Origin of the sequence: Mycolicibacterium litorale, assembly GCF_010731695.1 — a bacterium.
In the GTDB taxonomy this organism is placed as follows: domain Bacteria; phylum Actinomycetota; class Actinomycetes; order Mycobacteriales; family Mycobacteriaceae; genus Mycobacterium; species Mycobacterium litorale.
In genome coordinates this window covers 1,745,310-1,771,674 of record NZ_AP022586.1, presented here as the reverse complement: position 1 = coordinate 1,771,674, position 26,365 = coordinate 1,745,310, and the positions used below count along the sequence as shown (strand labels likewise).

Genomic DNA, 26,365 nt, shown 5'->3' with positions numbered 1-26,365 from the left:
CAGAGTAGCAGCGAGCCGCGGCGCAATGCGTCTCCGAAACCTGTGGCACTGCTGCGAACTCGTCAGTCCGGCGGCCTCACGGTTGTTCGAAGTGCTGGTAGTCCTTCGGTGTGCGCCAATCGCCGCCCCAGGCCCACCCACGGCCGGTGAAGGCGAGAACGGCCGGGTCGCCGGCGTGCAGGATCCCCGGATCGGTGCGCGTGCGGTCGGCATACGGGCCCGCGTTCGCGGGCTCCACCGCGCCGCTTCGGCCGATGTAGGGGTTGAGCAAGGGATTCAGGTCGATCGCCCGGCCGTAGGCATGGTAGGACCAGCTCTGCGAACCCGGTATCCCCCGGCAGTTGAAGGCCGACGTGTTGTTGTCGCGCATCGACAATTCGTCCTCGGCCCCCGGGTAGTGGTCGACCGTGCGCATCTTCGCGATGGGATAGCCCAGCCGGTAGAGCTGGGCGAAGACGTCGATGACCGGCTCCACCAACGCCTCGTCGACGACGAGCGCGCCGCGGTGGGTCTGCCCGTCGAAGCCGAGGTGGTCCAGCTCGACACGACGCAGCCGTTCCGGCCCGACCGGGCAGCCCGGCCGCCACGTGGCACCCAGGTCGGCCGCGGTGACGGAGGTGACGTTCGGGGCGGACGGACGCGGCGGCGGGGCCGCATTCGGCGAGGTCAGCGCGGGATGGGGCGCCGCGGAGGTCGATGACGAAGGGGACGGCGGCGACGGCGGCGAGGGCTGGCCGCGCGGCGGCGGGTCGGCACCGCACTGGACGAGCGTCGCGGCGGCGACCGCCACCGCGAGCGCCGTCGCCGGGCGGCGGCTCGTGCGCCGTCGGAATCGGATGGAAGACAGGCTCATATCCGGTGCCGACGCTACCCGGCAGAGCGACGGTGACGGGCATCCGGCAGGCCGGATCAACGCCCGCGTAAGCACCCTTCGGTATTGTCAGGGGGCTATCACTGAAGAAGAGGTCAGCGCGGCCGCGGTGATGAACTGAAGGACGGATTTGTCGATGCTCGCGCCGCATGACTCAGAACTGAGGCCTGTGCCCGATCCCGTTGTTGCTCCCATGACGCAATTCGACACGTTGACGGTGCTCCTGGTCGAGGACGACCGTGGCGATGCGTTGCTCGTGGAGGAGTTGATCGTCGACGCGGTCGCCGATATCCGGCTGCGGTGGGCGGAATCGATGGCGCATGCGGCACGGGAGATCAAATCGTCCCGGCCCGACTGTGTGCTGCTGGACCTCAACCTGCCCGACGCCAACGGCACCGACGCCGTCGACAAGATCTGCGGACTGGACCCCACGCTGCCGATCGTGGTGCTGACCGGCCACGTCGACGAACGCTACGGCGTGTCGGCGGTCGCCTCCGGCGCCCAGGACTACCTCGTCAAGGGCCGCGTCGAACCAGAGATGCTGCGGCGGTCCCTGCTGTACGCGATCGAGCGCAAGCGCTCCGAGCTGACGGCCGTCGACCTGCACGCCAGCCATCTGCGGGCACAGGAGAACGCCCGGCTCGAACGCGGTCTGCTGCCGTCGCCGCTGCTGCTCGAGGACCCCGGCGTCGACATCATCGCCAAATATCGGCCCAGCCGGCCCAAGGCGCTGCTCGGCGGTGACTTCTACGACTTCGTGCAGACCCCCGACCGCACCGTGCACGTCATGGTCGGTGACGTCTCCGGTCACGGTCCGGACGAGGCCGCGCTCGGCGTGGCCCTGCGGATCGGCTGGCGCGCGCTGACCTTCGCCGGGTTGCGCGGAAACGAGCGCATGCAGCAGTTGGAGCGGATCCTGCGCGCCGAGCGGCCCGGCCCCGGCATCTTCGCGACCGTGATGAGCCTGGCCTTCTCGCCGAGGGACCGCAGCTTCAACGCCGTGCGCGCCGGTCATCCGGGCATGCTGCTGCACAGCCCCGACGGTGTCGAGTGGCTGGAACCGCCCGCGGGACCCGCGCTGGGCCTCGGCGGTGCCGCGTGGCCGTTGACCGAACTGGAGCTGCCCGCCGGCCATGGTCTGCTGCTGCTGACCGACGGCCTGTTCGAAGGTCACTCCGGCGAAGGCAACGAACGTCTCGGCGAGGAGGGGTTGCTGGCCCTGGCCCGCTCGATGGCAACGCTGCCCGGTCCGCAGTTCGTCGAGACGCTGATCGACCGCGCCGAGGAGTGTGCCCGGCCGCACGGCGGACTGACCGACGACATCGCGGTAGTCCGCGTGGAGCGCACGACGTGACGGCCCCCGCCCGCAGGCGGGGACGCCAGTTGACCGTGCAGGGCTGGCTGAACGTCGTCCTGGCCGTCATGGGGGTTCTCGTGCTGGCCGGCGCGTTCGCCGGCGCGATCCTGATGAACCGCACCGACGTAGTGTCTCGCGAGCTCATCGAGAAGATCCAGCCGTCGCGGGTGGCGGCCTACCGGATGCAGGCCGCGCTGCGCGATCAGGAGACCGCCGTGCGGGGCTTCGCGATCGCCGCCGACGAGCAGTTCCTCGAGCCCTACTACGAGGGTCAGCAGACCGAGCGGGAGGCGGCCGACGAGATCCGGGCACTCGTCGGCGACCACTCCAACCTGATCGCCGATCTCGACGCGGTCCAGCGCGCCACCGACGAATGGCGGGCCACCTACGCCGAGCCCTTCATCCAAAGCGTGCGCCCGGGCGTGCCCCGCGTCGCCGACAACACCCTGATCCAGCGCGGCAAGGAGGAGTTCGACAACATCCGCGCGCTGTTCCACGTGCAGAACGTCGACCTGGCGGCGGCACGCACCGCGGGAATCAAGGAACTGGACCGGGTGCAGGGCTGGCGCGACCGTGTCCTCGCCGGGATCATCGTCACTTTCTTCGTGACCGCGCTGGTACTGGCGATTCTGGCCCGCAGTGCACTGGTTCGCCCGCTCTCGGCGCTGGCCGCGTCGTGCCGCCGCATCACCGAGGGCCATTTCGACGAACGCATCGTCGCCCGCGGCCCTCGCGATGTGCGCAGCATGGCCACCGACGTCGAGGACATGCGGCAGCGGATCATCGACGAGCTCGAGTCGTCGCGGGCCGCCCAGGAACAGCTCGACGAGCAGACCATCGAGCTGCGGCGATCGAACGCCGAGCTGGAGCAGTTCGCCTACGTCGCGTCCCACGACCTGCAGGAACCGCTGCGCAAGGTGGCCTCGTTCTGCCAGCTGCTCGAGAAGCGGTACGGCGACAAACTCGACGAACGCGGCGCCGAGTACATCAAGTACGCGGTCGACGGCGCCAAGCGGATGCAGGTGCTCATCAACGACCTGCTGACCTTCTCCCGGGTCGGGCGCCTCAGCGCGGCGCACACCGACGTCGATCTCGGCGAGGCTCTCGACGCCGCGCTGTCGAACCTGGAAACCTCGATCGAAGAGTCCGGCGCCGAGATCGTGCGTCCGTCCGAGCCGTTGCCGCAGGTCTCCGGCGACGCGACCCTGTTGGCGATGCTGTGGCAGAACCTGGTCGGCAACGCGGTGAAGTTCCGCAAGCCCGACACCGCACCGCGGATCGTGATCGAATGTGAGCGCGGCACCGACGACCGCGACGGGCAGTGGCTCCTCACCGTGTCCGACAATGGGATCGGCATCGCCGAAGAGTTCTCCCAGAAGGTGTTCGTCATCTTCCAGCGGCTCCACGGCCGCGACGCCTACAGCGGCACCGGCATCGGGCTGGCACTGTGCAAGAAGATCGTCGAGTACCACGGCGGAACGATCTGGATCGACAACAGCTACACCGAAGGCACCCGGTTCCGAATGACCCTCCCGGTCGCCGTCCACGAACAACCCGAAGTGGTTCTGGAAGGAGCCCACCCATGACATCGTCCACCCGCCCCATCGACGTCCTGCTGATCGAAGACGATCCGGGCGACGAGCTGATCACCCGCGAAGCGTTCGAGCACAACAAGATCAGCAACACCCTGCACGTCGCTCACGACGGCCAGGAGGGGCTCGACTTCCTCTACCGCCGCAGCGGATACGAGAACGCGCCGCGGCCCGACCTGATCCTGCTCGACCTGAACCTGCCGAAGTACGACGGCCGGCAGCTGCTCGAGACCGTCAAATCCGACCCTGATCTCAACCACATCCCGGTCGTCGTGTTGACCACCTCGTCGGCCGAGGAAGACATTCTGCGCAGCTACAAGCTGCACGCCAACGCCTACGTCACCAAGCCGGTCGACCTCGACCAGTTCATGAACGCGGTGCGCCAGATCGACGAGTTCTTCGTCCAGGTCGTCCGCCTGCCGCAGAGCTGACCCGCCCCGATGAAGACCTTCGAGTACGCCCCGGGGCGTTCGGTCGACCTGTACGGCGAAACCGGCGCCCCGGTGGTGCTGCTCTGGCACGGGATGCAGACCGATTCGAGGGCCGCGGTACGGCCGTTGGCCGAACGTGTCGCCGAGCACGGCTACGCGGTGCTGGCAGCGGACTGGAACTCCCACGCCGCGGACAACGGCCGGTCGGATCTGCTGACCTCGGCCCGCTACGCCGCGGAGCAGCCGGGCGCCGGCGACGGTCTGATCGTCGTCGGATGGTCGATGGGCGGGGCCGCCGCGGCGGGTCTGACGTTCGGCGCCGTCGGCTATGGGGTGCGCATCGCCCATACGGTGTGCCTGGCGGGTGCGTTCATGGCCCCCGATCCGATCTCCGGTGACCCGCTGACGCCGCCGTCTGCGGCCGGTGCCCGGGTGCCGATGACACTGGTGCACGGCAGCGCCGACGACGTCATCCCGGTCACCGCCGGTCGCGACTTCGCCGCCGAGGCGGGCGCGGCGGGCTGGCGGGTGCAGTACATCGAACTGGCAGCCGACCACGCGAACATCGTCGGCGCGCGCTACGACGCCGCCGCCGACCGGTACGAACCCGCCGACGACGCCGCGAGCCTGGCCGTCGCCGCGGAGGTGGCGGGCATCGTCGCCAAACCGCCCGTTCGCTGACGGCCCTACACCTGCTCCAGTCCGCTCTTCAGGTCGGACAGCTTTCGCGGCCACCCTTGCAAAATCATCTGGCGCACAGCGCTTTCCGGGACAAAACCCTCGTGCACCAGGGTCAGTTCGACCTGCTCCCCCGCCGGCCGGATGTCGAACGACACGCGTGAGCGCGGCTCTCGCGCCGCGCGGTCGAGCGTCTCCTGGTCCGCCTCGGCCATCGACGGCACGAACGCGGGGAAGGTGAGCGCCAGCCGCCGGTACGGGTCCGCGTCGAGCACCACCTGATCGGTGTCGTCGATCTCCAGATCGCCGTCGACCCAGGTGTACCCGGCGCCCTTCTGCCACGTCGAGACCAGTGCATGGCCCATGTGCCGACGGGAGTACGCCGGGCCGGTGATCGCCTGCCACAGGCGCTCCGGGGTCGTCCGGAGGTACAGGGTGTAGACGAAGGAGTCAGGCGCAGACGCCGGTTCGGCAGGCGGCGCTGGTGTGGGCGGCGGTGCTGCCTCCTCCCGCGGGCGCTCGTACTGGCGGATCCAACGGTCGGAGAGGGCACGTATCGGTTCGGCGTCGAGGTAATGCAGTTTCTCCCGGCCACGGCGCACCGTGGTCACCAGACCCGCGGCCTCCAGCACGGCGAGATGCTTGCTCACCGCCTGGCGCGTCGTCGCCAGAACCGCGCCCAGTTCGCCCAGCGTCTGCCCGTCCCGCAGGTTCAGGCTGTCGAGCAGGCGGCGCCGGTTCGGATCGGCGAGCGCCCTGAACACCTCATCCATTCGACCGTCCCATCGTGCAACCATCTGGCTGCATGAGTCACGATATGCACCCGGTCGGTTGCGAGTCAAAGCGGTCGAGGGCGCAGCCCCCGCGACGATGATCCGGCGGACCCGCCCTCCGGACAGCGTATGGGGGCGCGGTTTGCCGGAATGGTTCCGCACTGCGCGTTTGCACTGCGCCCTGCGGCGATGACGGTTTACTCGACGTGTCGACCGCGGACGTCGATGACTCGGGACTGATCATGTTTACGCACGTCGAGCGCCTTCTTGCGCAGCGATCCGCGTCACAGGATTGGGTAAACGTGAACGCGCTCATAGGTTTTGAGAGCGTTTTCGGGCTCTGCTACTGTCCGCCGACATGTTTGCTCTCGTCACGTTGATGTCACTGGTCAACTCGGTTTCGGGGACGCCGTACGTCTCCGGCGGTGACAGCCCCGCCGGTACGGACTGCTCCGGCCTGGCGTCCTGGGTCAGCAACGCCGCGACCGGCCGACCCATCTACGGCGACCGATTCACCACCGCGAACATGGAAGGCGAGCTGCTGGCCCGCGGGTTCCAGCACGGTTCGCAACCGGGCGCGCTGGTGATCGGCTGGAACAGCGGCCATGCCGCCGTCACGCTGCCCGACGGCACCCCGGTGTCGTCCGGTGAGGGCGGCCGCGGCGTGAAGGTCGGTGGCGGCGGTGCACACCAGCCGCAGTTCACCAACCGGATGTTCCTGCCCGCGCCCCCCGAGATCCCGGTGCCGGCGCAGCCGCCCGGTGCTCCGCTGCCCCCGCCGCCCGGTGCTCCGCTGCCGCCTCCCCCGCCGCCGGGTGCTCCGCTGCCGCCTCCCCCGCCACCGGGTGCGCCGCTGCCGCCGGGTGCGCCGCCGATCGCCGCGTGACCGTCCGCCGGGTGTGACACGCTGCTCGGATGCAGCTTCCACGGCCGGATCCGGATCTGCCGCACCTCGCTGACGTCGTGCCCTCGGTGCTCGCCGCCATGGAGGCGCCGGGCTTCGAGGCGCGCATCGATCTGCCGACCGGAATCGGGTCGGCGTGCGTGCTGCTCATCGACGGCCTCGGTGCCGAACTGCTCGATCGGCACGCCGACGATGCGCCGGTCCTGGCCGGGCTGCGCGGGCAGACGCTGCAGGTCGGGTTTCCGTCCACCACGGTCGCCAGCCTGGCCGCCGTCGGGACCGGTTGCCGGTCCGGCGCCCACGGCATGGTCGGGTACACCTTCCGGTTGCCCGGTGCCGGGGTGATCAACCCGCTGCGCTGGCGTCCTCACCCATGGGGCGAAGACCTCCGGGCCGCCGTGCCACCGGAAGTGGTGCAACCGATGCCGACGACATTCGAACGCGCGGAATCCGCCGGTGTCGCCGTGCGCGTGGTGTCCAATGCGGAGTTCACCGGGTCCGGTCTGACCCGCGCGGTGCTGCGCGGCGGCCGCTACGTGGGGGTCCACGGTCTCGGCGACCTCGCCGCCTCGGTGCGCTCAGTGCTCGCCGAGGGCGGCTTCTGCTACGGCTACCACGGCGACCTCGACCTGCTCGGACACCTGTACGGGCCGGGCTCGACGGCGTGGCGGATGCAGTTGCGCCAGGTGGATCGGCTGGTGGAGTCGGTGGTCGCCGGGTTGCCTCCCGGCGCGCTGCTCGCCGTGGTCGCCGACCACGGCATGGTGGCGGTCGACCCGGACCGCATCCTCGACCTCGACGAGTGTCCCGCGCTGCGCGACGGAGTTGACGACGTCGCCGGTGAGGCGCGCGCCCGGTACGTCTACACCGCCGACGGGGCCGCTCCCGCGGTGCTGGCGGCCTGGCGGGAGACCCTCGGCGACATGGCGTGGGTCGCCACCCGCGACGAGGCCATCGACGCGGGCTGGTTCGGTGCACACGTAGCCGACGAGACGCGGCGTCGGATCGGCGACATCGTCGTCGCCGCAAGGGATTCCGCGGCGCTGGTGCGCCGGACCACGGAACCGGTGGAGTCGGCGCTGCGCGGGCAGCACGGCTCGCTGACCGATCTCGAACAGCGGGTTCCGCTGTTGCTCGCCTACGCCTGACCACCGAGCGCGGGTGTGATCTTCCCGCCTCGCGGGTACGTCGGCACCGATGCAGACCTTTCTGCCCTGCGAGGACTTCGACGCCAGCGCCGCGGTTCTCGACGCACGTCGCCTCGGGAAACAGCGGGTCGAGGTCATCCAGGTGCTGCGCGCGTTGACCGTCCCCGGCTACGGATGGCGGCACCACCCTGCGGCCGCCATGTGGGCGGGATACGAGGAAGCGCTCGTGCGCTACGGACTGCAGGTGTGTGAAGAGTGGTGTCGCAGTGGCCGGGCCGATACGTGCGCCACCACGCTGGTCACGGATCTGGGCGCGACGGTCGGGATCGAGACGGTCCGTTCGCAGTCCGGCCTGCGCGCCGCCGGGGAGCTCCCGCCGTGGCTCGGCGACCCGGACTTTCACCGCAGCCACCAGGCGGCGCTCGTGAAGAAGGATCCCGAGCACTACCGGCCGCTGTTCCCCGACGTCCCCGACGACCTGCCCTATGTGTGGCCGGCGTCGGACCGCGGCCGCCGAATACCGATCTGATCCCCGGCAGCGCTAACCTCGTCGCCGTGCTCGTGCTGCTTCCGCCGTCGGAGACCAAACGCGTGGGCGGGGACGGACCACCACTGCGACATGACGTGCTCTCGTTTCCCGAACTGGAGCCGGTGCGCAAGGCGCTCGTCGACGAAGTCGTCGAACTGTCGGCGGACCACGACGCGAGCCGCACGGCCCTCGGACTCTCGCCGAAACAGGACGCCGAGATCGAGCGCAACGCGGCGCTGCACACCGCGCCGACGCTGCCGGCCATCGACCGTTACACCGGCGTGCTCTACGACGCCCTGGACATCGGGTCGCTTCGCGGTGCGGCGGCCGCGCGGGCCCGCGCGCGGCTGGCCGTCGGTTCGGCGTTGTTCGGGCTGCTGCGCGCCGACGATCCGGTGCCCGCCTACCGGCTTTCGGCGTCTGCGAAGCTGCCAGGCAGTCCGTCGCTGAGCGCGCGGTGGCGCCCGGCGCTCGAACCGGTGTTGGCCCGGATCGCGGACGGGGAGCTCGTCGTGGACCTGCGGTCGGGTTCCTACGCCGCGCTAGGCCGGTTGCCCGCCGCGGTCCACGTCGACGTGCTGGCCGAGCATGCCGACGGCAGGCGCACCGTGGTCAGCCACTTCAACAAGGCCCACAAGGGCAGGCTCGCCCGTGCGCTGGCCACCACGCGGTCCGAGCCGTCCGACGCCACGGCCGTCGCGGCGGTGGCACGACGGGCGGGCATGCGGGTCGAGCGCGACGGCGACGATCTGGTCGTCGTGGTCCCCGCCTGACCGAGACGCGTCATCGGCCCGGGCGCAGCGGTGCGGTGAGCATCACCGGCGCTTGGGCCATGAATCTCGGTGTGCGGCCCCGGTGTTCGTCGGCGGCGTGCACGGTGAGTGGATCCACCACGTACATGTCGCCGGCCGACCCGGTCGCGTGCACCACGGGCCGCCCGGCGCTGACACGGTCGACCACCGCGCCGGCCTCGACGAAATCCATGGGTGAAGTTCCCAGCACCGCCGCCACATCGTGGTGGGAACCGCGGCGGATGCGGGTCGGGGCATCGTCGGGCCCGACGTCGGAGAGCAGCGTCAGCAACAGCAGGGTGTGCGGTCGGCCGCTGACCGCCCACCCGCCGTCGGGAAGCGGCGTGTTCATGTCGATGTGCCAACCGCGGTCGTCGACGGGTGGCCGGACCGGGAAGCGGACCGGGATGTTGCCGAGCGCTCGGCGAGGCTCCCAGCCGCCGGCTCCGCACAGGGCGTCGAGCACACGGGCCAGGCGCACACTGCCGGTCAACTCGGCGAACGGGCCGGCGCCGGTCATGTCCGACGCCCACACCACCGGCTGCGTCCACGACGCGGGATCGTCCGGGGACAACCCGATCTGTTCCCACAGCACTGCCCGGGCGGCATCCGCCGCGCTGCGCAACTCCGGCTGGTCGATTCTCAGAAACCCGTCCCGGTCGAACGCCGCCACATCCACCACGCAGCACAGGCTGCCGCACGGTGTCGTGTCCGCGAAAGTGATTTATCGCAGGTTCTGCTCCACGGCGTCGACCGTGGCGGGGTCCACGATGCACGTGAAGTGGTTGCTGTCGACGTCGACGACGCGGATCGCGGGGTTGGCGGACCGCATGGCGGCGACGGCCTCGTCGGAGATCAGCGCGGCACCGTTGATCGGGCGTGTGGCGCGGATCGCGACCGTCGGCATGGTCAGGGCCGTCCAGTGGTCGGCCCAGTCGGTGGGCCAGCGCTGGAACAGATCCTCCTCGGACGCGGCGCGTGAGGTCGTCGGACGCCACATCCCATCCGGCTGCTGGGCCAGTTCGTACGTGTGGTGCTCGTCCCAGAACGGCGTCCACGGGTCGACGACGCCGGCGGCGCGCACGCTGTCCAGATAGGCGGCGGGCGTCGCGACGGCGGCATCGAGTCGGGCGAAGCCCTCCCGCACGGGCCCCAGCGCCGCCCGCTGCGCCGGGCCGATGTGGTCGATCAGCGAGAGGGTGCGCACCCGGGCGCCATGGTCACGGGCGACGCGCATCGCGATCAGCGCGCCGAGCGACCAGCCGGCGAGGTCGACCGTGTCGGCGCCAAGGGCGCCGGTCACCGCGAGGACGTCGGCGGCGTGGCGCTCCAGCCCGTAGGTGCCGGGTGGGGTGATCTCGCTGCGGCCGCGGCCCCGCAGATCGAACGCGACGACGCGGCGGTCCTGGCCGGCGAGCCGCTCGGCCAGATAGGTGAACGCCGTCAGGTTCGCCGAGATGCCGTGCACGCACAGCAGGATCGGGGCATCCTCGGCACCCCACGAGCGGGCGCGCACCCGGCCCGACGGCAACTGCAGGTCGAATTCCACCGGGCGGACTCTACGCCCGCGCCTCTGGCTCAGTCGTCGACGTCGAAGACCAGGCAGAAGGTGTGCCCCGCGGGGTCGCGGTACACGCGGAAGTCGTCGTCCTCCTCGGCCTCGGTCACCCGGGTGGCGCCGAGGTCCAGAACCTGGCGTTCGGCGGCATCGACGTCGTCGACACGGATGTCGAGGTGGAACTGCTGTGAGCCGCTGGGGTCCGGGAACTCCGGCGGCTGATGTTCCGGCGACCGCTGGAACGCCAGCCGTCGCCCCGACGGCTCGGTCAGCACCACCCAGTCGTCCTCTTCGGCGCGGACGTCCCCGCCGAGAACCCCGGCGTAGAAGGTGGCCAGCGCCTTGGGATCCCGGCAGTCGACGACGACGGATCGCAGTGTTCCGATCATGACCATCGGGGTTGCCGCCACCGGCCGCGGTGAAACCGTTCGCTATGCCTTGGCGAGTTGCTTCTGCTCGTAGAGGCGCGCCCACTCCTTGCGCGGCCGGATCGACACGTCGACGTCGGCGCCCTGCGCCCGCAGCGCGCGCACCGTCGCCTGGTCCTTCGCCGTGTGCGCGAACGGGTCCCAGCCGAAGAACCGGCAGGAGTTCTCCCAGGTGATCTTGTTGATGTCCGAATCGTCGGCCCCTGCCGCGTTCAGCTCGGCGAGCACCTGTTCGGGGGCGTCGGGCCAGAAGCAGTCCGAGTGCGGGTAGTCGCACTCCCACGCGATGATGTCGATGCCGATCTCGTGCCGCAGCTTCAGCGACGTCTTGTCGGTGACGTAGCAGGCCAGCGAATGCTCGCGGAACACGTCGCTGGGCAGCTTGTCGCCGAAGTCGCGGCGCAGCCACTTCTGGTTGGTGTAGTGCCGGTCGCTGCGGTCGAGGTAGAACGGGATCCACCCGATGCCGCCCTCGGAGAACGCGAACTTCAGGTCGGGGTAGTTCCGCATGGCCGGGCCCCACAGCAGGTCCTGCGCGCACATGGCCGAGACCTGGGTGGCCAGGATGATCAGGTTGTCGATCGGTGCGTTGGGCGCCATGCTGATCGCGCCGAAACCGGTGCCGATGTGCAGGCACATCACCACGTTCTCCTCGGACAGCGTCCGGAACACCGGTCCCCAGTACTCGTCGTCGTGATAGCTGGGCAGACCTTCGAGGTGCGGCAGTTCCGGCATGGTGACCGCGCGGCAGCCCTTGGCGGCGACCCGGCGGATCTCGGCGCACATCGCCTCGGGGTTCCACGTCGGCATGATCGCGATCGGGATGAATCGGCCCGGGTAGGCGCCCGCCCATTCGTCGATGTGCCAGTCGTTGTACGCCGAGACCATCACCAGCGTCGTCTCTTCGCGGTGCATGTTGAGGTGGCGCGCCGAGAACCCGGTGAACGTCGGGAAGCACATCGACGCGAGGATGCCGTTGCGGTTCATGTCGCGGACGCGCTCGTGGACGTCGTAGACGCCCGGGCGCATCTCGGCGAAGCCGGCGGGGTCGCGGCCCCACTCCTCGGCCGGCCAGGACACGACGGCGTTGAGGCCGCTGACGCCCTGCGGACGGCCCTGGTACATCCACTGATCGACGCCCTTGTCGTCGGTGACCACGATCGGCGCCTCGTCCCGGTACTTGGCAGGCACGTGCCGCAGGAACATGTCGGGGGGTTCCACGACGTGGTCATCGATGCTCACCAGGATCAGGTCGTCGACATTCATAGGCGCTCCTCGTCAGGACTTCACGTGGCCGGGGTCACATTGGACTAGTTCCAGTTGTACCGTGCATAGGTATGACCGTCTCTGCGCTATCGGCCAAGGACTTCGCCCAATCGGCCAACCTGTCCGAGCGCGTGATCGACCTGCGCCGCGGCGGCCGCGCCCTGGCCGGCAGCTACCTCTACGAGGGTGACGGGCTCATCACCGGCTGGCATTCGCACGACGTGCACCAGATCGAGTACGCGATCGGCGGCGTGGTGGAGGTCGAGACCGCTTCGGGCCACTACCTCGTCCCGCCGCAGCAGGCCGCATGGCTGCCGCAGGGTCTCGAACACCAGGCGACGATGAACGCCCACGTCAAGACCGTCGCGGTGATGTTCGACAGCGCACTGATCCCCGACGGCGGCAACCGGGCCCGCATCCTGGCCGTCTCACCGCTGATCCGGGAGATGATGATCTACGCGCTGCGGTGGCCGATCGACCGGCGCGAGAGCGCCGCCCACGACGAGTCGGCCGCCGACGCGTTCTTCCAGACGCTGGGCAACCTCGTGATCGAGGCGCTCGACCACGAGGCGCCGCTCAACCTGCCCAGCTCCGAGCACCCGATCGTGGCCGCGGCGCTGGCCTACACCAGAGAGCATCTGCAGTCGGTCACCGCCGACGAGGTCAGCCGGGCGGTGTCGGTCTCCGAACGCACACTGCGCCGGTTGTTCGCCGAGGAACTCGGGCTGTCCTGGCGGACCTACCTGCTGCACGCACGCATGCTGCGGGCGATGGCACTGCTGGCCGCTCCCGGACAGTCGGTGCAGGAGACGTCGACGGCGGTGGGGTTCGACAGCCTGAGCTCGTTCACCCGCGCGTTCACCCAGTTCTGCGGGGAGACCCCTTCGGCCTACCGGCGCAGGGCGGCCGCTTCCGCGGTGTGAGCGCCGGCGTCAGAACGCGAAGCCCAGCTCCGCGGGCACGGCGCTGGCGAATGCCCTGTCGATGCGACGCACGGTATCGGAGTCGTTGGTGCGCAACCGGTTCGCCGCAGCGAACGCCGTGGCCCGGTGGCCGCCGAGATAGAGCGCGCCCAGTACGTCGAGGTCGAGGGTGACGTCGGGGGCGGCGCCGGTCGGGGCACACACCGCGCGTCCGTCGCGGATCTGCAGCGCGAAGCGGCCGCCGTCGCCGCGGAACGCGTCGTCGACCTCGAGCACGACCGACAGGTCGTCGTCGTAGGTGCGGGCCTGCAGCGCAGCCGGGATGTCCATCAGGCGCAACCACAGATCGTCGGCGGCGCCGGTCGTGCGCACGACGCGGCCGTCGGTGAGCAGGTAGGGCAACGGATCGGCCGGGTGCGTGCCGATCTCGATGCGCTCCATCAGATCCATACCGCACAGCGCCCGCCACAGCGCGACGTGCGCCTCGGGCGTGGCCGCCTTGAAATCCACCACGCGGACGTGCCTCGGTCCCGCGCCGTGGTTCCGGTAGAGCACATACCCGTCGGCGTGCAGGAACGCGAACAACGGGCTGCCCCCTGCGCGGTCCTCGTCGCGGTCGGCAAACAGGTCGTCCCAGAGTGCGCGTGGGCGAGCCAGGCCGCCGGGAGTGATCCGGCGCCAGCGGTCGTAGACGGCGGTGAACGCGTCGAGGTGCTCGCTCGGCGTCACGATCCGCACACCGCCGGCATCGGGTGCGTCAGAACGGAACCGGGTCAGACGCCGGTCGACGGCCCACTCGTGCCGTACCGTCGCCGGGCCGTATCCGAACCGTCCGTAGATGCCGCCCTCACTGGCCGTCAGCGCGGCGACGGGCAGTCCCGCGGCGGCGATCCGGTCGTGCAGTTCGGTGAACATCGCCCGCAACAGGCCCCGCCTGCGGTGCGTCGGCGCCACCGAGACCCAGGTGATGCCCGCGACCGGCAGCACCGCGCCGCCGGGCACGGTCAACTGCAGGTCGGCGTAGAGCGACTGTCCCACCACGTCCGGCCCGTCCGCGACCACGAGTGCGCCGTGGTCGGGGATCAGGGTGCGCCACGCCGCAAGTGCGGACGGATCGACCACGTGGCCGAAGTTGGTGGCGTCCAGACGCACCATCTGTGCCCAGTCGCCGTCGGTCACCGACCGCAGATCCAGCCCGGAAGCGCCCACAGACCGCGACGCTGCCACAGCGGCGGCGTCCCTCGCATCCGATTTTTCCTCCGCGCGGAAGTCATAGGCTGCATCGCATGCCCGATCGCACCGCCGGCCTGCAGGCCGCCGTCCGGCACGCCGAGACGTATCTGGCCGGCCTCGGCCAGCGACCCGTCGCCGCGCGCGCCACCGCCGCCGACGTCGTCGAGCGGTTGGGCGGCCCCGTGCCCGCGCACGGTACGGATCCCGCCGAGGTCGTCGACGCCCTCGCGGCCGGCGCGGACCCCGGCCTGGTCGCCAGTGCCGGACCCCGCCACTTCGGTTTCGTCGTCGGCGGCGCCCTGCCCGCGGCGCTGGCCGCCGACTGGCTGGTCTCGGCATGGGACCAGTGCGCGGCCTTCCACGCGCTGTCCCCCGCCGGAGCGGCGATCGAGGAGATCGCCTCGGCGTGGGTGGTCGACCTGCTGGGCCTGCCGAGGACCGCCAGCGTCGGCTTCGTCACCGGCGGACAGGGCGCCAACACGACTTGTCTGGCCGCCGCGCGGCATGCCGTACTTGCCGCCGCCGGTTGGGATGTCGAACGCGACGGGCTCATCGGGGCGCCCCCGCTGCGCGTGCTGTGCGGTGAACAGGCGCACGCCACCATCCACACCGCACTGCGGTTGCTGGGTCTCGGCGCCGACACCGCGATCCGGATACCGGCCGACGCGCAGGGCCGCATGGATCCCGACGCGCTGGGCCGCACGCTGGCCGACGGCTCGGGTCCGGCGATCGTGTGCGCGCAGGCCGGCAACGTCGCCACCGGGGCTTTCGACGCGTTCGAACCGCTCGCCGACGCGTGTGCCGCGCACGGGGCGTGGCTGCACGTCGACGGCGCCTTCGGGCTGTGGGCGGCCGCCGCGCCCGCGACCCGGCATCTCACCCGCGGCGTGGAGCGCGCCGATTCGTGGGCCGTCGACGCGCACAAGTGGCTCAACGTGCCATACGACTGCGCGGCGGCGATCGTCGCGCATCCCGACGCGCACCGGGCCGCGATGAGCCTGACCGGCCCCTATCTGGTCGCCGACCAGGGCCAGCGCGACAACACCACCTACGTCCCCGAGAGTTCGCGGCGGGCGCGGGCGGTTCCGGTGTACGCCGCGATCCGCTCGCTCGGCCGCACCGGCGTCGCCGACATGGTGGAGCGCAACTGCGCTCAGGCCCGCCGGATGGCCGCACATCTGGGCACCATCCCGGGCGCCACCGTGCTCAACGACGTCGTGCTCAACCAGGTGCTCGTCGCGCTACCCGGTGGCGACGACGCCAACCGCGCCGCGGTGGCGGCGATCCAGCGCGACGGCACCTGCTGGCTGGGCGGCACGACTTGGCAGGACGCCTACGTGCTGCGGGTGAGCGTGTCGAACTGGGCGACCACCGACGAGGACATCGACCGATCCGCCGCGGCGATCGCCGCGGCGGCCGGCACCGCTTCCGGCGCTACGTCTTGACGATGAAGTCGGTGGTGTAGAACTCGGCCGGCAACTGCGAATTCGGTTGCGGGCGTTCGATCGACACCCATGCGCCGGTCGCACCGGCCATGAGCGGACTCGACAGGGTGATCGCACCCGCGCCGACCCCGTCGGTGTGCAGCGTTCCGGCCGCGGTGCCTGGGGCGCCGGGACCGCACCCGGCTGCCGACTCCCGGGGCGCCTGGATCAGCCGCACCTCGTAGAACGTGTTGGGCTTGGCCAGCGCCATCTGCACGTCGGCGGTGACCTGGCCGGAGCCGCTGCCCACGGTTGCGGTGGCTCTGGCCATGCCCGCCGAGTCGTAGTACTGGCGGACGCTGTAGTCGCACCGCCGCAGGGTGCTGCTGAACGGCAGGAAGGTGCCGCCGGACTCCGCGGCGGCGATCGGCGCGGACGCGACGCCGGCACCGATCGGTGCAAGCGGCGCGGCGAAGAGCGCCGTTGCGGAGAGGAACGCGGCGAACGGGGACGGGGCGGGCATGGTGCTCCCTTCAGCCGTGGTGACCAGATGTCCGGCAGGTGCTGACCGGTGTGCTCCCAGCCAAGCACGACACCTGCCGGAACGTGCGCGTAAGCGCCGAATATCCTCACAGAGGAAACCGGCTCGGCGGGCCGACCACGAATCCGTCAACGACAACCGTCTTCAAAGGAGTGGACTGCACCGATGGCGAACCAACAGCAAACGGACAAGTTGGCGGCGGGCAAGGGCTTCATCGCCGCGCTCGACCAGAGCGGTGGCTCGACGCCGAAAGCGTTGCGCCTCTACGGTGTCGAGGAGAGCGAGTACTCGTCCGAGACCGAGATGTTCGACCTGATCCACGAGATGCGGTCGCGGATCATCACCTCTCCGGTGTTCACCGGTGACCGTGTACTCGGCGCGATCCTGTTCGAGCAGACGATGGACCGCGAGATCGAGGGCAAGCCGTCGGCGGCGTACCTGTGGGAGGACAAGGGCGTCGTGCCGTTCCTCAAGATCGACAAGGGTCTCGCCGACGCGTCCGACGACGTGCAGCTGATGAAGCCGATGCCACAGCTCGACGAGCTGCTCGAGCGCGGCGTCGCCAACGGCATCTTCGGCACCAAGGAGCGCTCGGTGATCGGCGGCGCCAACGCCACGGGCATCGCCGCGGTGGTGGCCCAGCAGTTCGAGGTGGCCCAGCAGGTGCTGTCCCACGGGCTGGTCCCGATCATCGAGCCGGAGGTGACGATCTCGATCGACGACAAGGCCGCCGCCGAGGACATCTTGCGCGACGAGATCGCCAAGAACCTCGAGGCGATCCCGGCCGGCCGGCAGGTGATGCTCAAGCTCACGCTGCCGTCGACCGCGAATCACTACCGGCCGCTGGTCGACCACGACAAGGTGCTGCGGGTGGTGGCGCTGTCGGGCGGCTACTCGCGCGAGGAGGCCAACAAGAAGCTCGCCGAGAACTCCGGTGTGATCGCCAGCTTCAGCCGGGCGCTCACTGAGGGCCTGTCGGCGCAGCAGTCCGACGACGAGTTCAACGCCACGCTCGACGCCACGATCCAGGGCATCTACGAAGCGTCGATCGCCGGCTGAGTCGCTCCCGCGGTGCGCCGGGTTGCCAGTCGGCCCGGCGCACTGCAGGATCGCCGAGCATCAGAGAAAAATTGGACACCAAAGCCGCATTCGAACTGTCCGGCCTCGACGCAATCGGTCAGGCTCGGCTCGTCGCCTCCGGCGACGTCACCGCGACCGAACTGCTCGACGCCGCGCTGACCCGGCTGGACTCCGCCCGCGGGTTGAACGCGGTCATCCACGACCTGTTCGACCGGGGACGCAGACAGGCCGCCGAGCTGGATGCCTCCGGCCGGTTGCGCGGTGGCGCAAGCGGTCCGCTGGCCGGGGTGCCGTATCTGCTCAAGGATCTCGGCGCGTCGGTGGGCGGTGCGCCCGAATCGATGGGCTCCCGCGCACTGCGCAGCCGGATCGCGCCGCAGAACGCGTGGATCGTCGACCGTTATCTGTCGGCGGGCCTGGTGGTGTTCGGCAAGACCAACACCCCGGAGTGGGGCAACCACTGCACCACCGAACCGTCGCTGTTCGGCCCGACCGTCAATCCGTGGTCGCCCGACGTCACGCCCGGCGGGTCGAGCGGTGGCTCGGCCGCCGCCGTCGCCGCGGGTGTGGTGCCCGCGGCGTCGGGGGGTGACGGCACAGGTTCGATCCGTGTACCCGCCTCCTGCTGCGGGCTGGTCGGCCTCAAACCGCGCCGGGCCCGCACCTCGTTCGCGCCGGCCGGCCATCTTCTGGAAGGGCTGGCCGTCGAGCACGCGCTGACCCGTACGGTCCGCGACAGCGCGGCCCTGCTCGACGCCGTCACGGGCCCGGACCCCGGGGACCCGTACAGTGCGGCGCCGCCCCCGATGCCCTTCCTGCAGGCGATCGCGCAGCAGCCGGCTCCGCAGCGCATCGTGATCTCGACCGGCTCACCGTTCCCCGGCCCCGCCACCGATCCCGAGATCGTCGCCGCGGTCGAGGCGGCCGGACGCCTGCTCGCCGACCTCGGCCACCGCGTCGAACCCGGCGCCCCCACCGTCGACCCCGACGCTGTCGCCGACGCGATCGCGGTGCTGCACAACGTCAGCAACGCACAGCTGCACGCGCTGGCCACCGACCATCTCGGCCGGCCGCCGGCCGAGGACGAATTCGAGGCCAGCACCTGGGTCATGGTGCGCGAGGGCTTCACCACGACCGGCGTGCAGTACGCCGGGGCGATCGAGACCGTGCACGCCGAGACCCGGCGGTTCGTCGCCTCGATGGCCGCCCACGACGTCCTGCTGGCTCCGACCCTGCTGACTCCCCCGCCCCCGTACGCGACGCTCGACCAGCCGCGCGGCACGACCCGGGCGTTCTTCGACGTCGAGTTCGCCACCACCGGATGGACGGCCCTGGCCAACGTGACCGGCTGGGCGGCGATCTCGCTGCCGCTGGGCATGACCTCGGCGGGCCCGCCGATCGGCGTCCAGCTCATGGCGCCCGAGGAGACGGTGCTGCTGCAGCTGGCCGCCCAGTTGGAAGAGGCGGCGCCGTGGGCGGGTCGCCGCCCCGCGGGCTGGGTGGCCGCCGCGGCCAGGTGACCGAGACCCCGTCCGGCCGCCGTCGGTGACGTGCGACACTGCTCGGCATGACGCCGCCCATCGCCCGCCCGAAACTCGAAGGCAACATCGCGGTCAGCGACGACCGGCGGATCGGGTTCGCCGAATTCGGTGACCCGCACGGCCGCGCGGTGTTCTGGCTGCACGGGACGCCCGGCGCGCGCAGGCAGATCCCGGCGGAGGCGCGCAGCTTCGCCGAACAGCAGGGCATCCGGCTCATCGGAATCGACCGGCCCGGGATCGGCTCCTCCACCCCGCACCAGTACCCCAACGTGCTGTCTTTCGCCGACGACCTGCGGGTCATCGCCGACACGCTCGGTATCGACCGGATGGCAGTGGTGGGGTTGTCCGGCGGCGGCCCGTACGCGCTCGCCGCCGCGGCGGCGATGCCGGAACGGGTGGTCGGCACCGGTGTCATCGGCGGTGTGGCGCCCACCGTCGGACCTGATGCGATCGCGGGCGGGCTGATGAAACTCGGATCCCGCGTCGCCCCGTTACTCGAGGTGGCCGGCGCCCCGATCCGGTTGGCCGCAAGTACCCTGATCCGGTTCGTCCGCCCGGTCGCCGATCCGGCCCTCTACCTCTACGCGGCGGTCTCCCCCGCCGCGGACCGCCGGATGCTGGTCCGCCCGGAGTTCCGCGCGATGTTCCTCGACGATCTACTCAACGGCAGCCGCAAACAGCTCTCCGCGCCGTTCGCCGACGTCGTCGTCTTCGCCCGCGACTGGGGATTCCGGCTCGACGAGGTGAAGGTCGCCGTGCGCTGGTGGCACGGCGACTGCGACCACATCATCCCGTTCGCTCACGGCCAGCACTGCGTGCAGTGCCTGCCGGACGCGCACCTGTATCACCTGCCCGGCGAGAGCCACCTCGGCGGACTCGGTCAGGCGCAGGCCATCCTGTCGTCGATGATCGAACTGTGGGAACGGGCCGACCGCCACTGAGCGGTCAGGCGCCCCGTAGCGCGCGCCGGAGCAGATGCATGGCGACCGTGGTCGAACGCTCCCGCACATCGGAGCGGTTCCCGGGCAGCCGCACCGTGCGCGTCACCGGCTCGCTGCCGGCCTGGCGGACGCAGAAGCACACGGTGCCAACGGGTTTGGTGTCGGTGCCGCCGCCGGGTCCGGCGATTCCGGTGACCGCGACGGCGACGTCTGCGCCGAAGCGGCGCAGCGCACCGTCGGCCATCGCCACCGCCACCGGTTCGGACACCGCACCGTGGGTGGCGATCAGGTCCGCGGGTACGCCGAGCAGGTCCACCTTCGCGGTGTCGGCATAGCAGACCGCACCGCCCGCCACGTACGCCGAGGCTCCCGCCCGGTCGGTCAGCCGCGCGGAAAGCATTCCGCCGGTGCAGGATTCGGCGGTGGCAATGGTCCGCCCGGAGAGCAGGTCGGCCACCTGGTCGTCGACGAGGGAGCCGTCCTCGGAGAAGATCATCGACCCGTGCCGGTCGCGCAGCAGCGTGAGCAGATCCTGGTAGGCCGGTGCGGCGTCGGGTTCGTAGCGTGTGACGATCTCGAGTTCCCCGCGCCGCAGACACGTGGTGATCTCCAGGCGCTCGAATCCGGGCACGTCACGCTCACCCTCGCGCAGCGTCTCGGCCAACGCCGACTCGGGCAGTCCGAACATGCGCACCGTCTCCTGCCGGTACTCGGTGCGCCCGGCGATGGCGTCCCTGACGGCGTCGGTCTCGACGGCCGTGCGCCACATCGGTTGGAGTTCGCGCGGCGGGCCCGGCAGGACCAGCACCGTGGGCGAACCGGGGACGACGACGCCGGGCGCGGTGCCGACCGGTTCCAGGATCGTCGCGCCCGCGGGCACCATGGCCTGTTTGCGATTGGCCGCCCGCAGCGAGTCGAAGTCGATGTCGCTGCGACGGGCGGTGAGCCGGCGCAGGATCTCGGCGATCCGCTCCTCCAGTTCGGTGTCGAGCACGAGGTCGCGCCCGCAGAACCGGGCGACCGTGGCGACGGTCAGATCGTCGGCGGTCGGCCCCAGCCCACCGCTGGTGACGATGAGGTCGACGCCCTCGGCGGCGAGGAACCGCAGCTGCGCCTCGATGTCGGCGGGCCGGTCACCGCAGATGGTGATGTGGGCGAGTTCGACCCCGAGTTCCAGCAGCCGGTCGGCCACCCATGGGCCGTTGAGGTCCTGAATCCGGCCGGTCAGCACCTCGGTGCCGGTGACGACGATGCCTGCGCGTGCACTCACGAGTACAACCTACGCGGTGTCATCCGCGGCCTTGACCTGAACAATGGTTGAGGTCTGACACTGTCGTCATGACCAACACACTGACGCAGCTGAAGCCCGACCTGTTCCAGACCCGAACTGACTCACCGTTTCCCGGCCTCACCACCCACGCCTATCTGTGGACCGGCGGGGCGAACGGCAACGTGCTGTTCTACAGCACCGCCTCGGATGCGGAGTTCGACGCGATCGCCGAACTCGGTGGAGTCGCCGACCAGTACCTCTCCCACCTCGACGAGGCCGGCCCGATGCTCGGCCGGATCGCCGGCCGCTTCGGATCCCGGCTGCACGCCCCTGCGGCCGAATCGGCCGAGATCTCACGGCACGCGGCGATCGACGTCCCGCTGTCCGTGCGAGAAGTCGATGTCAACGGTGTCGAGGTGATCCCCACCCCCGGCCACTCGCCGGGCAGTTGCTGCTTCTTCGTGCACGGGGCGGCCGGCGCCAGATATCTGTTCACCGGCGACACGCTCTTCCCGACCGAACGGGGCACCTGGTCGACATTCCTGCCCCCGGGTCGCGGCGATGCCGACGCGATGCGGTCGAGTATCGCTGTGCTCGCCGACCTGCAACCGGACGTCGTGATCCCGAGTGCCTTCGCCGGACCGACGGCAGTCCACGCCGTCGACGGTGAGTCGTGGTCGCGGATCGTCGCTCAGGCGATGGCGAGTGTGCCGGTCGACGCCTCAGCCGGCCGCTGACGCCGCGCGATATCCGGCCGGGTCGGCGAGCAGCGGGCCGAATGCGAGTTCCGCGGCGCCGATCATCAGCGTCTCGAACCCCAGGCTGGCCGCCACGATGCGTACCGCGGCGCGCGGCGCGGCCATGCTGTGGCGTGCCACCGCGGCGTGCAGTGCGTCGGCGGCCTGCTCGGGGAACGCCCGGAGGAAGCCGCCGAGCACGATGAGCCGGGGGTTCATCACGTTGATCGCACCGCCGAGCGCGATACCCAGATAACGCGCCTGCTCGTCCAGGTCGCCGCGGGTGACCGATTGAGTGACTTGGGTTTCCAGGCATCCGACCGCACCGCAGTGGCAGGGCAGGTCGCCGCCGACGTAGGTGTGGCCGAGTTCGCCGGCATAGCCTTCGGCGCCTTCGAGGAGTTCGCCGGCGACCACGAAGCCGGCGCCGATACCGCTGGCGCCTCCGTTGACGTACACCATGTGATCGGCGTGCGGGTGCCCGCCGAAGAGGTGCTCGGCGACGGCGCCGACGTTCGCGTCGTTCGCCGCGAGGACCGTGAGATCCGTTGCGGCATGGAGCATTTCACCGACCTTCTCGTCGTGCCAACCCAGGTGCGGAGCGAGCTGGACGGTCGAGCCCGGCGCATGCACCAGCCCGGGCACCGCCAGGCCGATCGAGGTCAGCAGACAGCCGGCGGGCAGGGCGGCGCGCAGCTCAGCGATCGCCGCCGCGGCGATCCGCACCATGTCCGCCGCGCTCGGGATGGTCGGAGTCGGGATGCGCGCAGTTTCCGACACCGCACCTCCCAGTGTCACCAGAGCGACGGTGACGGCGTCGATCTCGGGATTCACCGCCACGGCCAGCACCCGGCGTGACGGGCGCACCACCGGGCTGGGGCGGCCGACGCCGACCGCCGCGCCGCTGCCCGTCGGCTGCGTCTCCTCGACCAGACCCGCATCGGCGAGTTCGGCCACCAGGTCTTTCACCGTGGACCGCGACAGCCCGGTCCGTCGCGTCAACTCCGCGCGGGTGAGCGCGCGCTGGCGGTGGACGAGCGTCAGCACGGCGGACAGGTTGCGCCGGCGGACGTCGTCGCTGCTGGTTCCGATTCCCAATTCGACTCCCTTGACAGTGACTGGGACCACATCTTATGTTCGGCGCCAGAACAAATCCAGGCTGGAGGCCGCGTGTCCGTTCTCGAATCCCTCACCACCCGTTCCGACCTCACCCCGCAGCGATCCGACAAGTTCGCCTTCGGACTGTGGACGGTGGGCTGGACCGCAGGCGATCCGTTCGGAGTGCCCACCCGTTCCCGGCTCGACGTGGTCGAGGCGGTCGAGCGGCTGGCCGCGCTCGGCGCATACGGGCTGACCTTCCACGACGACGACCTGTTCGCCTTCGGATCGTCCGACGACCAGCGCCGCCGCGAAATCGGCCGGCTCGCCGCGGTTTTGGGCTCCACCGGCATGGTGGTGCCGATGGTGACGACGAATCTGTTCAGCCATCCGGTGTTCAAGGACGGCGGTTTCACCAGCAATGACCGCGGCGTCCGCCGCTTCGCCCTGCGCAAGGTGCTGCGCAACATCGACCTGGCCGCCGAACTCGGGGCGCAGACCTTCGTGCTGTGGGGCGGGCGGGAGGGCAGCGAATACGACAGCGCCAAGGACGTCCGGGCGGCCTTGGCCCGCTACCGGGAGGCGCTGGACCTGCTGGGTGACTACGTGACCGACCAGGGCCTGCCCCTGCGGTTCGCGATCGAGCCCAAGCCCAACGAACCGCGCGGTGACATCCTGCTCCCGACCGTCGGCCACGCGCTGGCCTTCATCGAGACCCTCGCGCGCCCGGAGTTGTTCGGCGTCAACCCCGAGGCCGGACACGAGCAGATGGCCGGGCTGAACTTCCTCCACGGGATCAGCCAGGCGATGGACCGCGGCAAGCTCTTCCACATCGACCTCAACGGGCAGCGGGGCATCAAGTTCGACCAGGACCTGGTGTTCGGCCACGGCGATCTCATCAACGCCTTCTCGCTTGTCGACCTGCTGGAGAACGGCGGCGCAGGCGGTGGCCCCAGCTACGACGGGCCGCGCCACTTCGACTACAAGCCCAGCCGGACCGAGGACAGCGCAGGGGTATGGGCGTCCGCGGCGGCGAACATGCGTATGTACCTGTTGCTCAAGCAGCGTGCCGCGGCGTTCCGCGCCGATCCCGAGGTTGCCGAGGCCCTGGCCGGTGCCCGGGTCGACGAGTTACGCCGGCCCACCCTCGATTCGGCTGAGGGGTACCGTGACCTGCTCGACGACCGATCCTCCTTCGAGGAGTTCGACGCCGAATCCTATTACGACGGTAGAGGATTCGGATTCGTCCGGCTCAATCAGCTCGCTGTCGAACATCTGATGGGGGCGCGCTGATCATAGTCCGGACTGACTATGGACGTGATTCGCGTCACGCTATATGTTGTCCGAAACAACAAACCACCGCACGCAATCACCCCTGAGAGAGGCAGTCTTCATGACCAGATTCAGCGGCCTGCTGGTCGCCGTCGTCGTCGGCGCGGGCCTGACCCTGAGCGCGTGCAGCAGCGGCGGTGACGGCTCGACCGAGAGCCAGGCCGGCAAGGTCGGGGTGATCCTGCCCGACACCAAATCATCGGTCCGCTGGGAGACCAAGGACCGGCCCGCGCTCGAGAGCGCGTTCACGCAGGCCGGTGTGCCCTACACCATCCAGAACGCCGAGGGATCCGCCGACACCATGGCCACCATCGCCGACAGCATGATCGCCGATGGCGTGACGGTGCTCGCCATCGTCAACCTCGACTCCGACAGCGGCGCGTCGATTCAGCAGAAGGCGGCCGCCCAGGGCGTCAAGACCATCGACTACGACCGGCTGACCCTCGGCGGCTCGGCCGATGCGTACATCTCGTTCGACAACACCAAGGTCGGCGAGCTGCAGGGTCGGGGCCTGGTTGACTGTCTGGGCGATCGTCAGGCGAATGTGCTGTCCCTCAACGGTTCTCCGACCGACAACAACGCCTCGCTGTTCTCCGCCGGGGCGCACTCGGTACTCGACCGGACACCGAGCGTCCGCATCGTCGGTGAACAGGCGGTACCGGACTGGGACACCGACAAGGCCGTCACCATCTTCGAACAGATGTACACCGCCGCCGACGGCCGGGTCGACGGTGTGTACGCCGCCAACGACGGCCTGGCCGGTTCGGTGATCTCGATCCTCGAGAAGAACCAGCGCGCCGGTCAGGTCCCGGTCACCGGGCAGGACGCCACCGTCGAGGGTCTGCAGAACATCTTGGCGGGAACGCAGTGCATGACGGTGTACAAGTCCGCCACCGAAGAGGCCGGCGCGCTCGCCGACGCGGCCATCGCGCTGGCGACGGGCCAACCGGTGAACACCACCGCCACCTCCCGTGACGACACCGGCAAGCGGGACGTGCCGTCGGTACTTCTGCAGCCGCAGGCGATCACCAAGCAGAACGTCAACGTGGTGTTCGACGACGGCGGCCAGTCCAAGGACGAGGTCTGCGCCGGCCAGTTCGCGGCGATGTGCACGGCCGCCGGGATCAGCTGAGATGACGGCCCCGATCCTCGAACTACGCGGAGTCAACAAGAGCTTCGGCGTCGTGCACGTGTTGCACGATGTGGACTTCGCCGTCTACCCCGGCGAGGTGACCGCCCTGGTCGGTGACAACGGCGCCGGCAAGTCCACACTGGTCAAGGCCATCGCGGGGATCCATCCGATCGACACCGGGACCTACCTCTTCGACGGCGAGCCGGTGACCGTGCACGGCCCCAACGACGCCGCCGGGCTCGGAGTGGAAGTGGTCTACCAGGACCTGGCCCTGTGCGACAACCTCGACATCGTGTCGAACATGTTCCTGGGCCGGGAGGTCATCCGCCGCGGGACCCTCGACGAGGCGGCGATGGAGACGATGGCCCGCGACGCCCTGGCCTCGCTGTCGGTGCGGACGGTGAAGTCGGTGCGTCAGCCGGTGTCCAGTCTGTCCGGCGGGCAGCGCCAGACGGTCGCGATCGCCAAGTCGGTGCTGTGGAAGTCGAAGGTGGTGCTCCTCGACGAGCCGACCGCCGCACTCGGCGTCGCGCAGACCCGTCAGGTCCTCGACCTGGTGCGCCGGCTGGCCGACCAGGGTGTCGGCGTCGTCCTGATCTCCCACAACCTCGCCGACGTGTTCGAAGTCGCCGACCGGATCTGCGCGCTGTATCTCGGCCGGGTCGCCGCCGAGGTGAAGACCCCCGAGGTCACCCACAGCCAGGTGGTCGAACTCATCACCGCCGGCCGGTCCGGCGACCTCGGCCTGGCGCCGACCGAAGCCGCCCAGTCGATGTGAAGGGACGCC

The 26,365-nt window shown here is 70.2% G+C and carries 27 protein-coding genes; 17 read left to right on the top strand and 10 right to left on the bottom strand.

Annotation, left to right across the window (positions count from 1 at the left end; genetic code table 11):
- Positions 1 to 76: 76 nt before the first annotated feature.
- Positions 77 to 853 carry a M15 family metallopeptidase gene (locus tag G6N30_RS08220; RefSeq protein ID WP_134051705.1) on the bottom strand — a complete coding sequence of 259 codons (777 nt, stop codon included), beginning with the start codon at positions 851 to 853 and terminating at the stop codon, positions 77 to 79.
- A 154-nt stretch (positions 854 to 1,007) separates the two neighbouring features.
- Here G6N30_RS08220 and G6N30_RS08215 point away from each other — a divergent pair, with 154 nt between their 5' ends.
- From G6N30_RS08215 to G6N30_RS08200, 4 genes are read left to right on the top strand one after another with little or no spacing between them, the layout of a single operon-like run.
- Positions 1,008 to 2,225 carry a PP2C family protein-serine/threonine phosphatase gene (locus G6N30_RS08215; protein ID WP_134051703.1) on the top strand — a complete coding sequence of 406 codons (1,218 nt, stop codon included), beginning with the start codon at positions 1,008 to 1,010 and terminating at the stop codon, positions 2,223 to 2,225.
- Positions 2,222 to 3,814, top strand: coding sequence for a sensor histidine kinase (locus G6N30_RS08210; RefSeq protein WP_134051700.1), 1,593 nt, complete (start codon positions 2,222 to 2,224; stop codon positions 3,812 to 3,814). The genes G6N30_RS08215 and G6N30_RS08210 overlap by 4 nt, the downstream gene beginning before the upstream one ends.
- Entirely contained in the window at positions 3,811 to 4,251 is a 441-nt protein-coding gene (locus G6N30_RS08205; RefSeq protein WP_134051697.1) for a response regulator, read from the top strand. Before G6N30_RS08210 ends, G6N30_RS08205 begins: the two co-directional genes overlap by 4 nt.
- A gap of 9 nt (positions 4,252 to 4,260) precedes the next feature.
- The gene (locus tag G6N30_RS08200; protein WP_134051695.1) at positions 4,261 to 4,932 is read left to right on the top strand and encodes an alpha/beta hydrolase family protein; all 672 of its coding nucleotides are present in this window, start codon (positions 4,261 to 4,263) and stop codon (positions 4,930 to 4,932) included.
- A 5-nt stretch (positions 4,933 to 4,937) separates the two neighbouring features.
- Here the strand turns inward: G6N30_RS08200 and G6N30_RS08195 are convergent, their stop codons facing one another.
- Positions 4,938 to 5,702, bottom strand: coding sequence for an ArsR/SmtB family transcription factor (locus G6N30_RS08195; RefSeq protein WP_134051691.1), 765 nt, complete (start codon positions 5,700 to 5,702; stop codon positions 4,938 to 4,940).
- Positions 5,703 to 6,060: 358 nt separating this feature from the next.
- Between G6N30_RS08195 and G6N30_RS08190 the strand changes: the two genes are divergently transcribed.
- The 4 genes from G6N30_RS08190 to yaaA are packed head-to-tail and all read left to right on the top strand — an operon-like array spanning position 6,061 to position 9,056.
- Positions 6,061 to 6,588 carry a peptidoglycan endopeptidase gene (locus G6N30_RS08190; RefSeq protein WP_134051688.1) on the top strand — a complete coding sequence of 176 codons (528 nt, stop codon included), beginning with the start codon at positions 6,061 to 6,063 and terminating at the stop codon, positions 6,586 to 6,588.
- A 29-nt stretch (positions 6,589 to 6,617) separates the two neighbouring features.
- Complete coding sequence (locus G6N30_RS08185) at positions 6,618 to 7,754, top strand: alkaline phosphatase family protein (RefSeq protein ID WP_134051685.1); 1,137 nt, start codon at positions 6,618 to 6,620, stop codon at positions 7,752 to 7,754.
- A 49-nt stretch (positions 7,755 to 7,803) separates the two neighbouring features.
- A complete protein-coding gene (locus G6N30_RS08180) occupies positions 7,804 to 8,283 on the top strand; it encodes an MSMEG_6728 family protein (protein ID WP_134051684.1) in 480 nt (159 codons plus the stop codon).
- Between the two features lie 26 nt (positions 8,284 to 8,309).
- The gene (gene yaaA, locus G6N30_RS08175) at positions 8,310 to 9,056 is read left to right on the top strand and encodes a peroxide stress protein YaaA (RefSeq protein WP_134051681.1); all 747 of its coding nucleotides are present in this window, start codon (positions 8,310 to 8,312) and stop codon (positions 9,054 to 9,056) included.
- Between the two features lie 10 nt (positions 9,057 to 9,066).
- Here yaaA and G6N30_RS08170 read toward each other — a convergent pair whose 3' ends face one another.
- The 4 genes from G6N30_RS08170 to G6N30_RS08155 are packed head-to-tail and all read right to left on the bottom strand — an operon-like array spanning position 9,067 to position 12,326.
- A complete protein-coding gene (locus tag G6N30_RS08170) occupies positions 9,067 to 9,756 on the bottom strand; it encodes a phytanoyl-CoA dioxygenase family protein (RefSeq protein WP_134051678.1) in 690 nt (229 codons plus the stop codon).
- A 42-nt stretch (positions 9,757 to 9,798) separates the two neighbouring features.
- A complete protein-coding gene (locus G6N30_RS08165; protein ID WP_234880070.1) occupies positions 9,799 to 10,623 on the bottom strand; it encodes an alpha/beta fold hydrolase in 825 nt (274 codons plus the stop codon).
- Positions 10,624 to 10,652: 29 nt separating this feature from the next.
- Positions 10,653 to 11,021 carry a VOC family protein gene (locus G6N30_RS08160; protein ID WP_134051675.1) on the bottom strand — a complete coding sequence of 123 codons (369 nt, stop codon included), beginning with the start codon at positions 11,019 to 11,021 and terminating at the stop codon, positions 10,653 to 10,655.
- Between the two features lie 42 nt (positions 11,022 to 11,063).
- A complete protein-coding gene (locus tag G6N30_RS08155; protein ID WP_134051673.1) occupies positions 11,064 to 12,326 on the bottom strand; it encodes an amidohydrolase family protein in 1,263 nt (420 codons plus the stop codon).
- Positions 12,327 to 12,397: 71 nt separating this feature from the next.
- On the opposite strand from G6N30_RS08155, the gene G6N30_RS08150 reads away from it, so the two are divergent.
- Positions 12,398 to 13,249: an AraC family transcriptional regulator gene (locus G6N30_RS08150; protein ID WP_134051670.1), complete on the top strand. Its 852-nt coding sequence runs from the start codon at positions 12,398 to 12,400 to the stop codon at positions 13,247 to 13,249.
- Positions 13,250 to 13,258: 9 nt separating this feature from the next.
- Here the strand turns inward: G6N30_RS08150 and G6N30_RS08145 are convergent, their stop codons facing one another.
- Positions 13,259 to 14,458 carry an enhanced intracellular survival protein Eis gene (locus tag G6N30_RS08145; RefSeq protein WP_134051668.1) on the bottom strand — a complete coding sequence of 400 codons (1,200 nt, stop codon included), beginning with the start codon at positions 14,456 to 14,458 and terminating at the stop codon, positions 13,259 to 13,261.
- 77 nt (positions 14,459 to 14,535) lie between these two features.
- Between G6N30_RS08145 and G6N30_RS08140 the strand changes: the two genes are divergently transcribed.
- On the top strand, positions 14,536 to 15,927 hold the full coding sequence (locus tag G6N30_RS08140; protein WP_134051665.1) for a pyridoxal phosphate-dependent decarboxylase family protein: 1,392 nt from the start codon (positions 14,536 to 14,538) through the stop codon (positions 15,925 to 15,927).
- On the opposite strand, the gene G6N30_RS08135 is transcribed toward G6N30_RS08140, so the two are convergent.
- Positions 15,917 to 16,429, bottom strand: a complete 513-nt coding sequence (locus G6N30_RS08135) for a hypothetical protein (protein WP_134051663.1) — start codon at positions 16,427 to 16,429, stop codon at positions 15,917 to 15,919. The genes G6N30_RS08140 and G6N30_RS08135 overlap by 11 nt on opposite strands.
- 183 nt (positions 16,430 to 16,612) lie before the next feature.
- Here G6N30_RS08135 and G6N30_RS08130 point away from each other — a divergent pair, with 183 nt between their 5' ends.
- The 3 genes from G6N30_RS08130 (at position 16,613) to G6N30_RS08120 (ending at position 20,009) form a co-directional block, all read left to right on the top strand.
- Positions 16,613 to 17,506 carry a fructose bisphosphate aldolase gene (locus tag G6N30_RS08130; RefSeq protein ID WP_134051660.1) on the top strand — a complete coding sequence of 298 codons (894 nt, stop codon included), beginning with the start codon at positions 16,613 to 16,615 and terminating at the stop codon, positions 17,504 to 17,506.
- A 71-nt stretch (positions 17,507 to 17,577) separates the two neighbouring features.
- Positions 17,578 to 19,047, top strand: coding sequence for an amidase (locus G6N30_RS08125; RefSeq protein WP_134051658.1), 1,470 nt, complete (start codon positions 17,578 to 17,580; stop codon positions 19,045 to 19,047).
- 47 nt (positions 19,048 to 19,094) lie between these two features.
- Entirely contained in the window at positions 19,095 to 20,009 is a 915-nt protein-coding gene (locus G6N30_RS08120) for an alpha/beta fold hydrolase (RefSeq protein WP_134051655.1), read from the top strand.
- A gap of 4 nt (positions 20,010 to 20,013) precedes the next feature.
- On the opposite strand, the gene G6N30_RS08115 is transcribed toward G6N30_RS08120, so the two are convergent.
- Entirely contained in the window at positions 20,014 to 21,279 is a 1,266-nt protein-coding gene (locus G6N30_RS08115) for a competence/damage-inducible protein A (protein WP_134051652.1), read from the bottom strand.
- A 68-nt stretch (positions 21,280 to 21,347) separates the two neighbouring features.
- On the opposite strand from G6N30_RS08115, the gene G6N30_RS08110 reads away from it, so the two are divergent.
- Positions 21,348 to 22,016, top strand: a complete 669-nt coding sequence (locus G6N30_RS08110) for an MBL fold metallo-hydrolase (RefSeq protein WP_134051649.1) — start codon at positions 21,348 to 21,350, stop codon at positions 22,014 to 22,016.
- Here G6N30_RS08110 and G6N30_RS08105 read toward each other — a convergent pair.
- The gene (locus tag G6N30_RS08105; RefSeq protein ID WP_234880069.1) at positions 22,002 to 23,114 is read right to left on the bottom strand and encodes an ROK family transcriptional regulator; all 1,113 of its coding nucleotides are present in this window, start codon (positions 23,112 to 23,114) and stop codon (positions 22,002 to 22,004) included. The genes G6N30_RS08110 and G6N30_RS08105 overlap by 15 nt on opposite strands.
- Positions 23,115 to 23,186: 72 nt before the next feature.
- Between G6N30_RS08105 and xylA the strand changes: the two genes are divergently transcribed.
- From xylA to G6N30_RS08090, 3 genes are all read left to right on the top strand, one after another.
- Positions 23,187 to 24,407: a xylose isomerase gene (xylA, locus tag G6N30_RS08100; protein WP_134051646.1), complete on the top strand. Its 1,221-nt coding sequence runs from the start codon at positions 23,187 to 23,189 to the stop codon at positions 24,405 to 24,407.
- Positions 24,408 to 24,507: 100 nt separating this feature from the next.
- Positions 24,508 to 25,578: a sugar ABC transporter substrate-binding protein gene (locus G6N30_RS08095; protein ID WP_134051643.1), complete on the top strand. Its 1,071-nt coding sequence runs from the start codon at positions 24,508 to 24,510 to the stop codon at positions 25,576 to 25,578.
- A 1-nt stretch (position 25,579) separates the two neighbouring features.
- Positions 25,580 to 26,356 carry an ATP-binding cassette domain-containing protein gene (locus tag G6N30_RS08090; RefSeq protein ID WP_134051641.1) on the top strand — a complete coding sequence of 259 codons (777 nt, stop codon included), beginning with the start codon at positions 25,580 to 25,582 and terminating at the stop codon, positions 26,354 to 26,356.
- Positions 26,357 to 26,365: the final 9 nt, after the last annotated feature.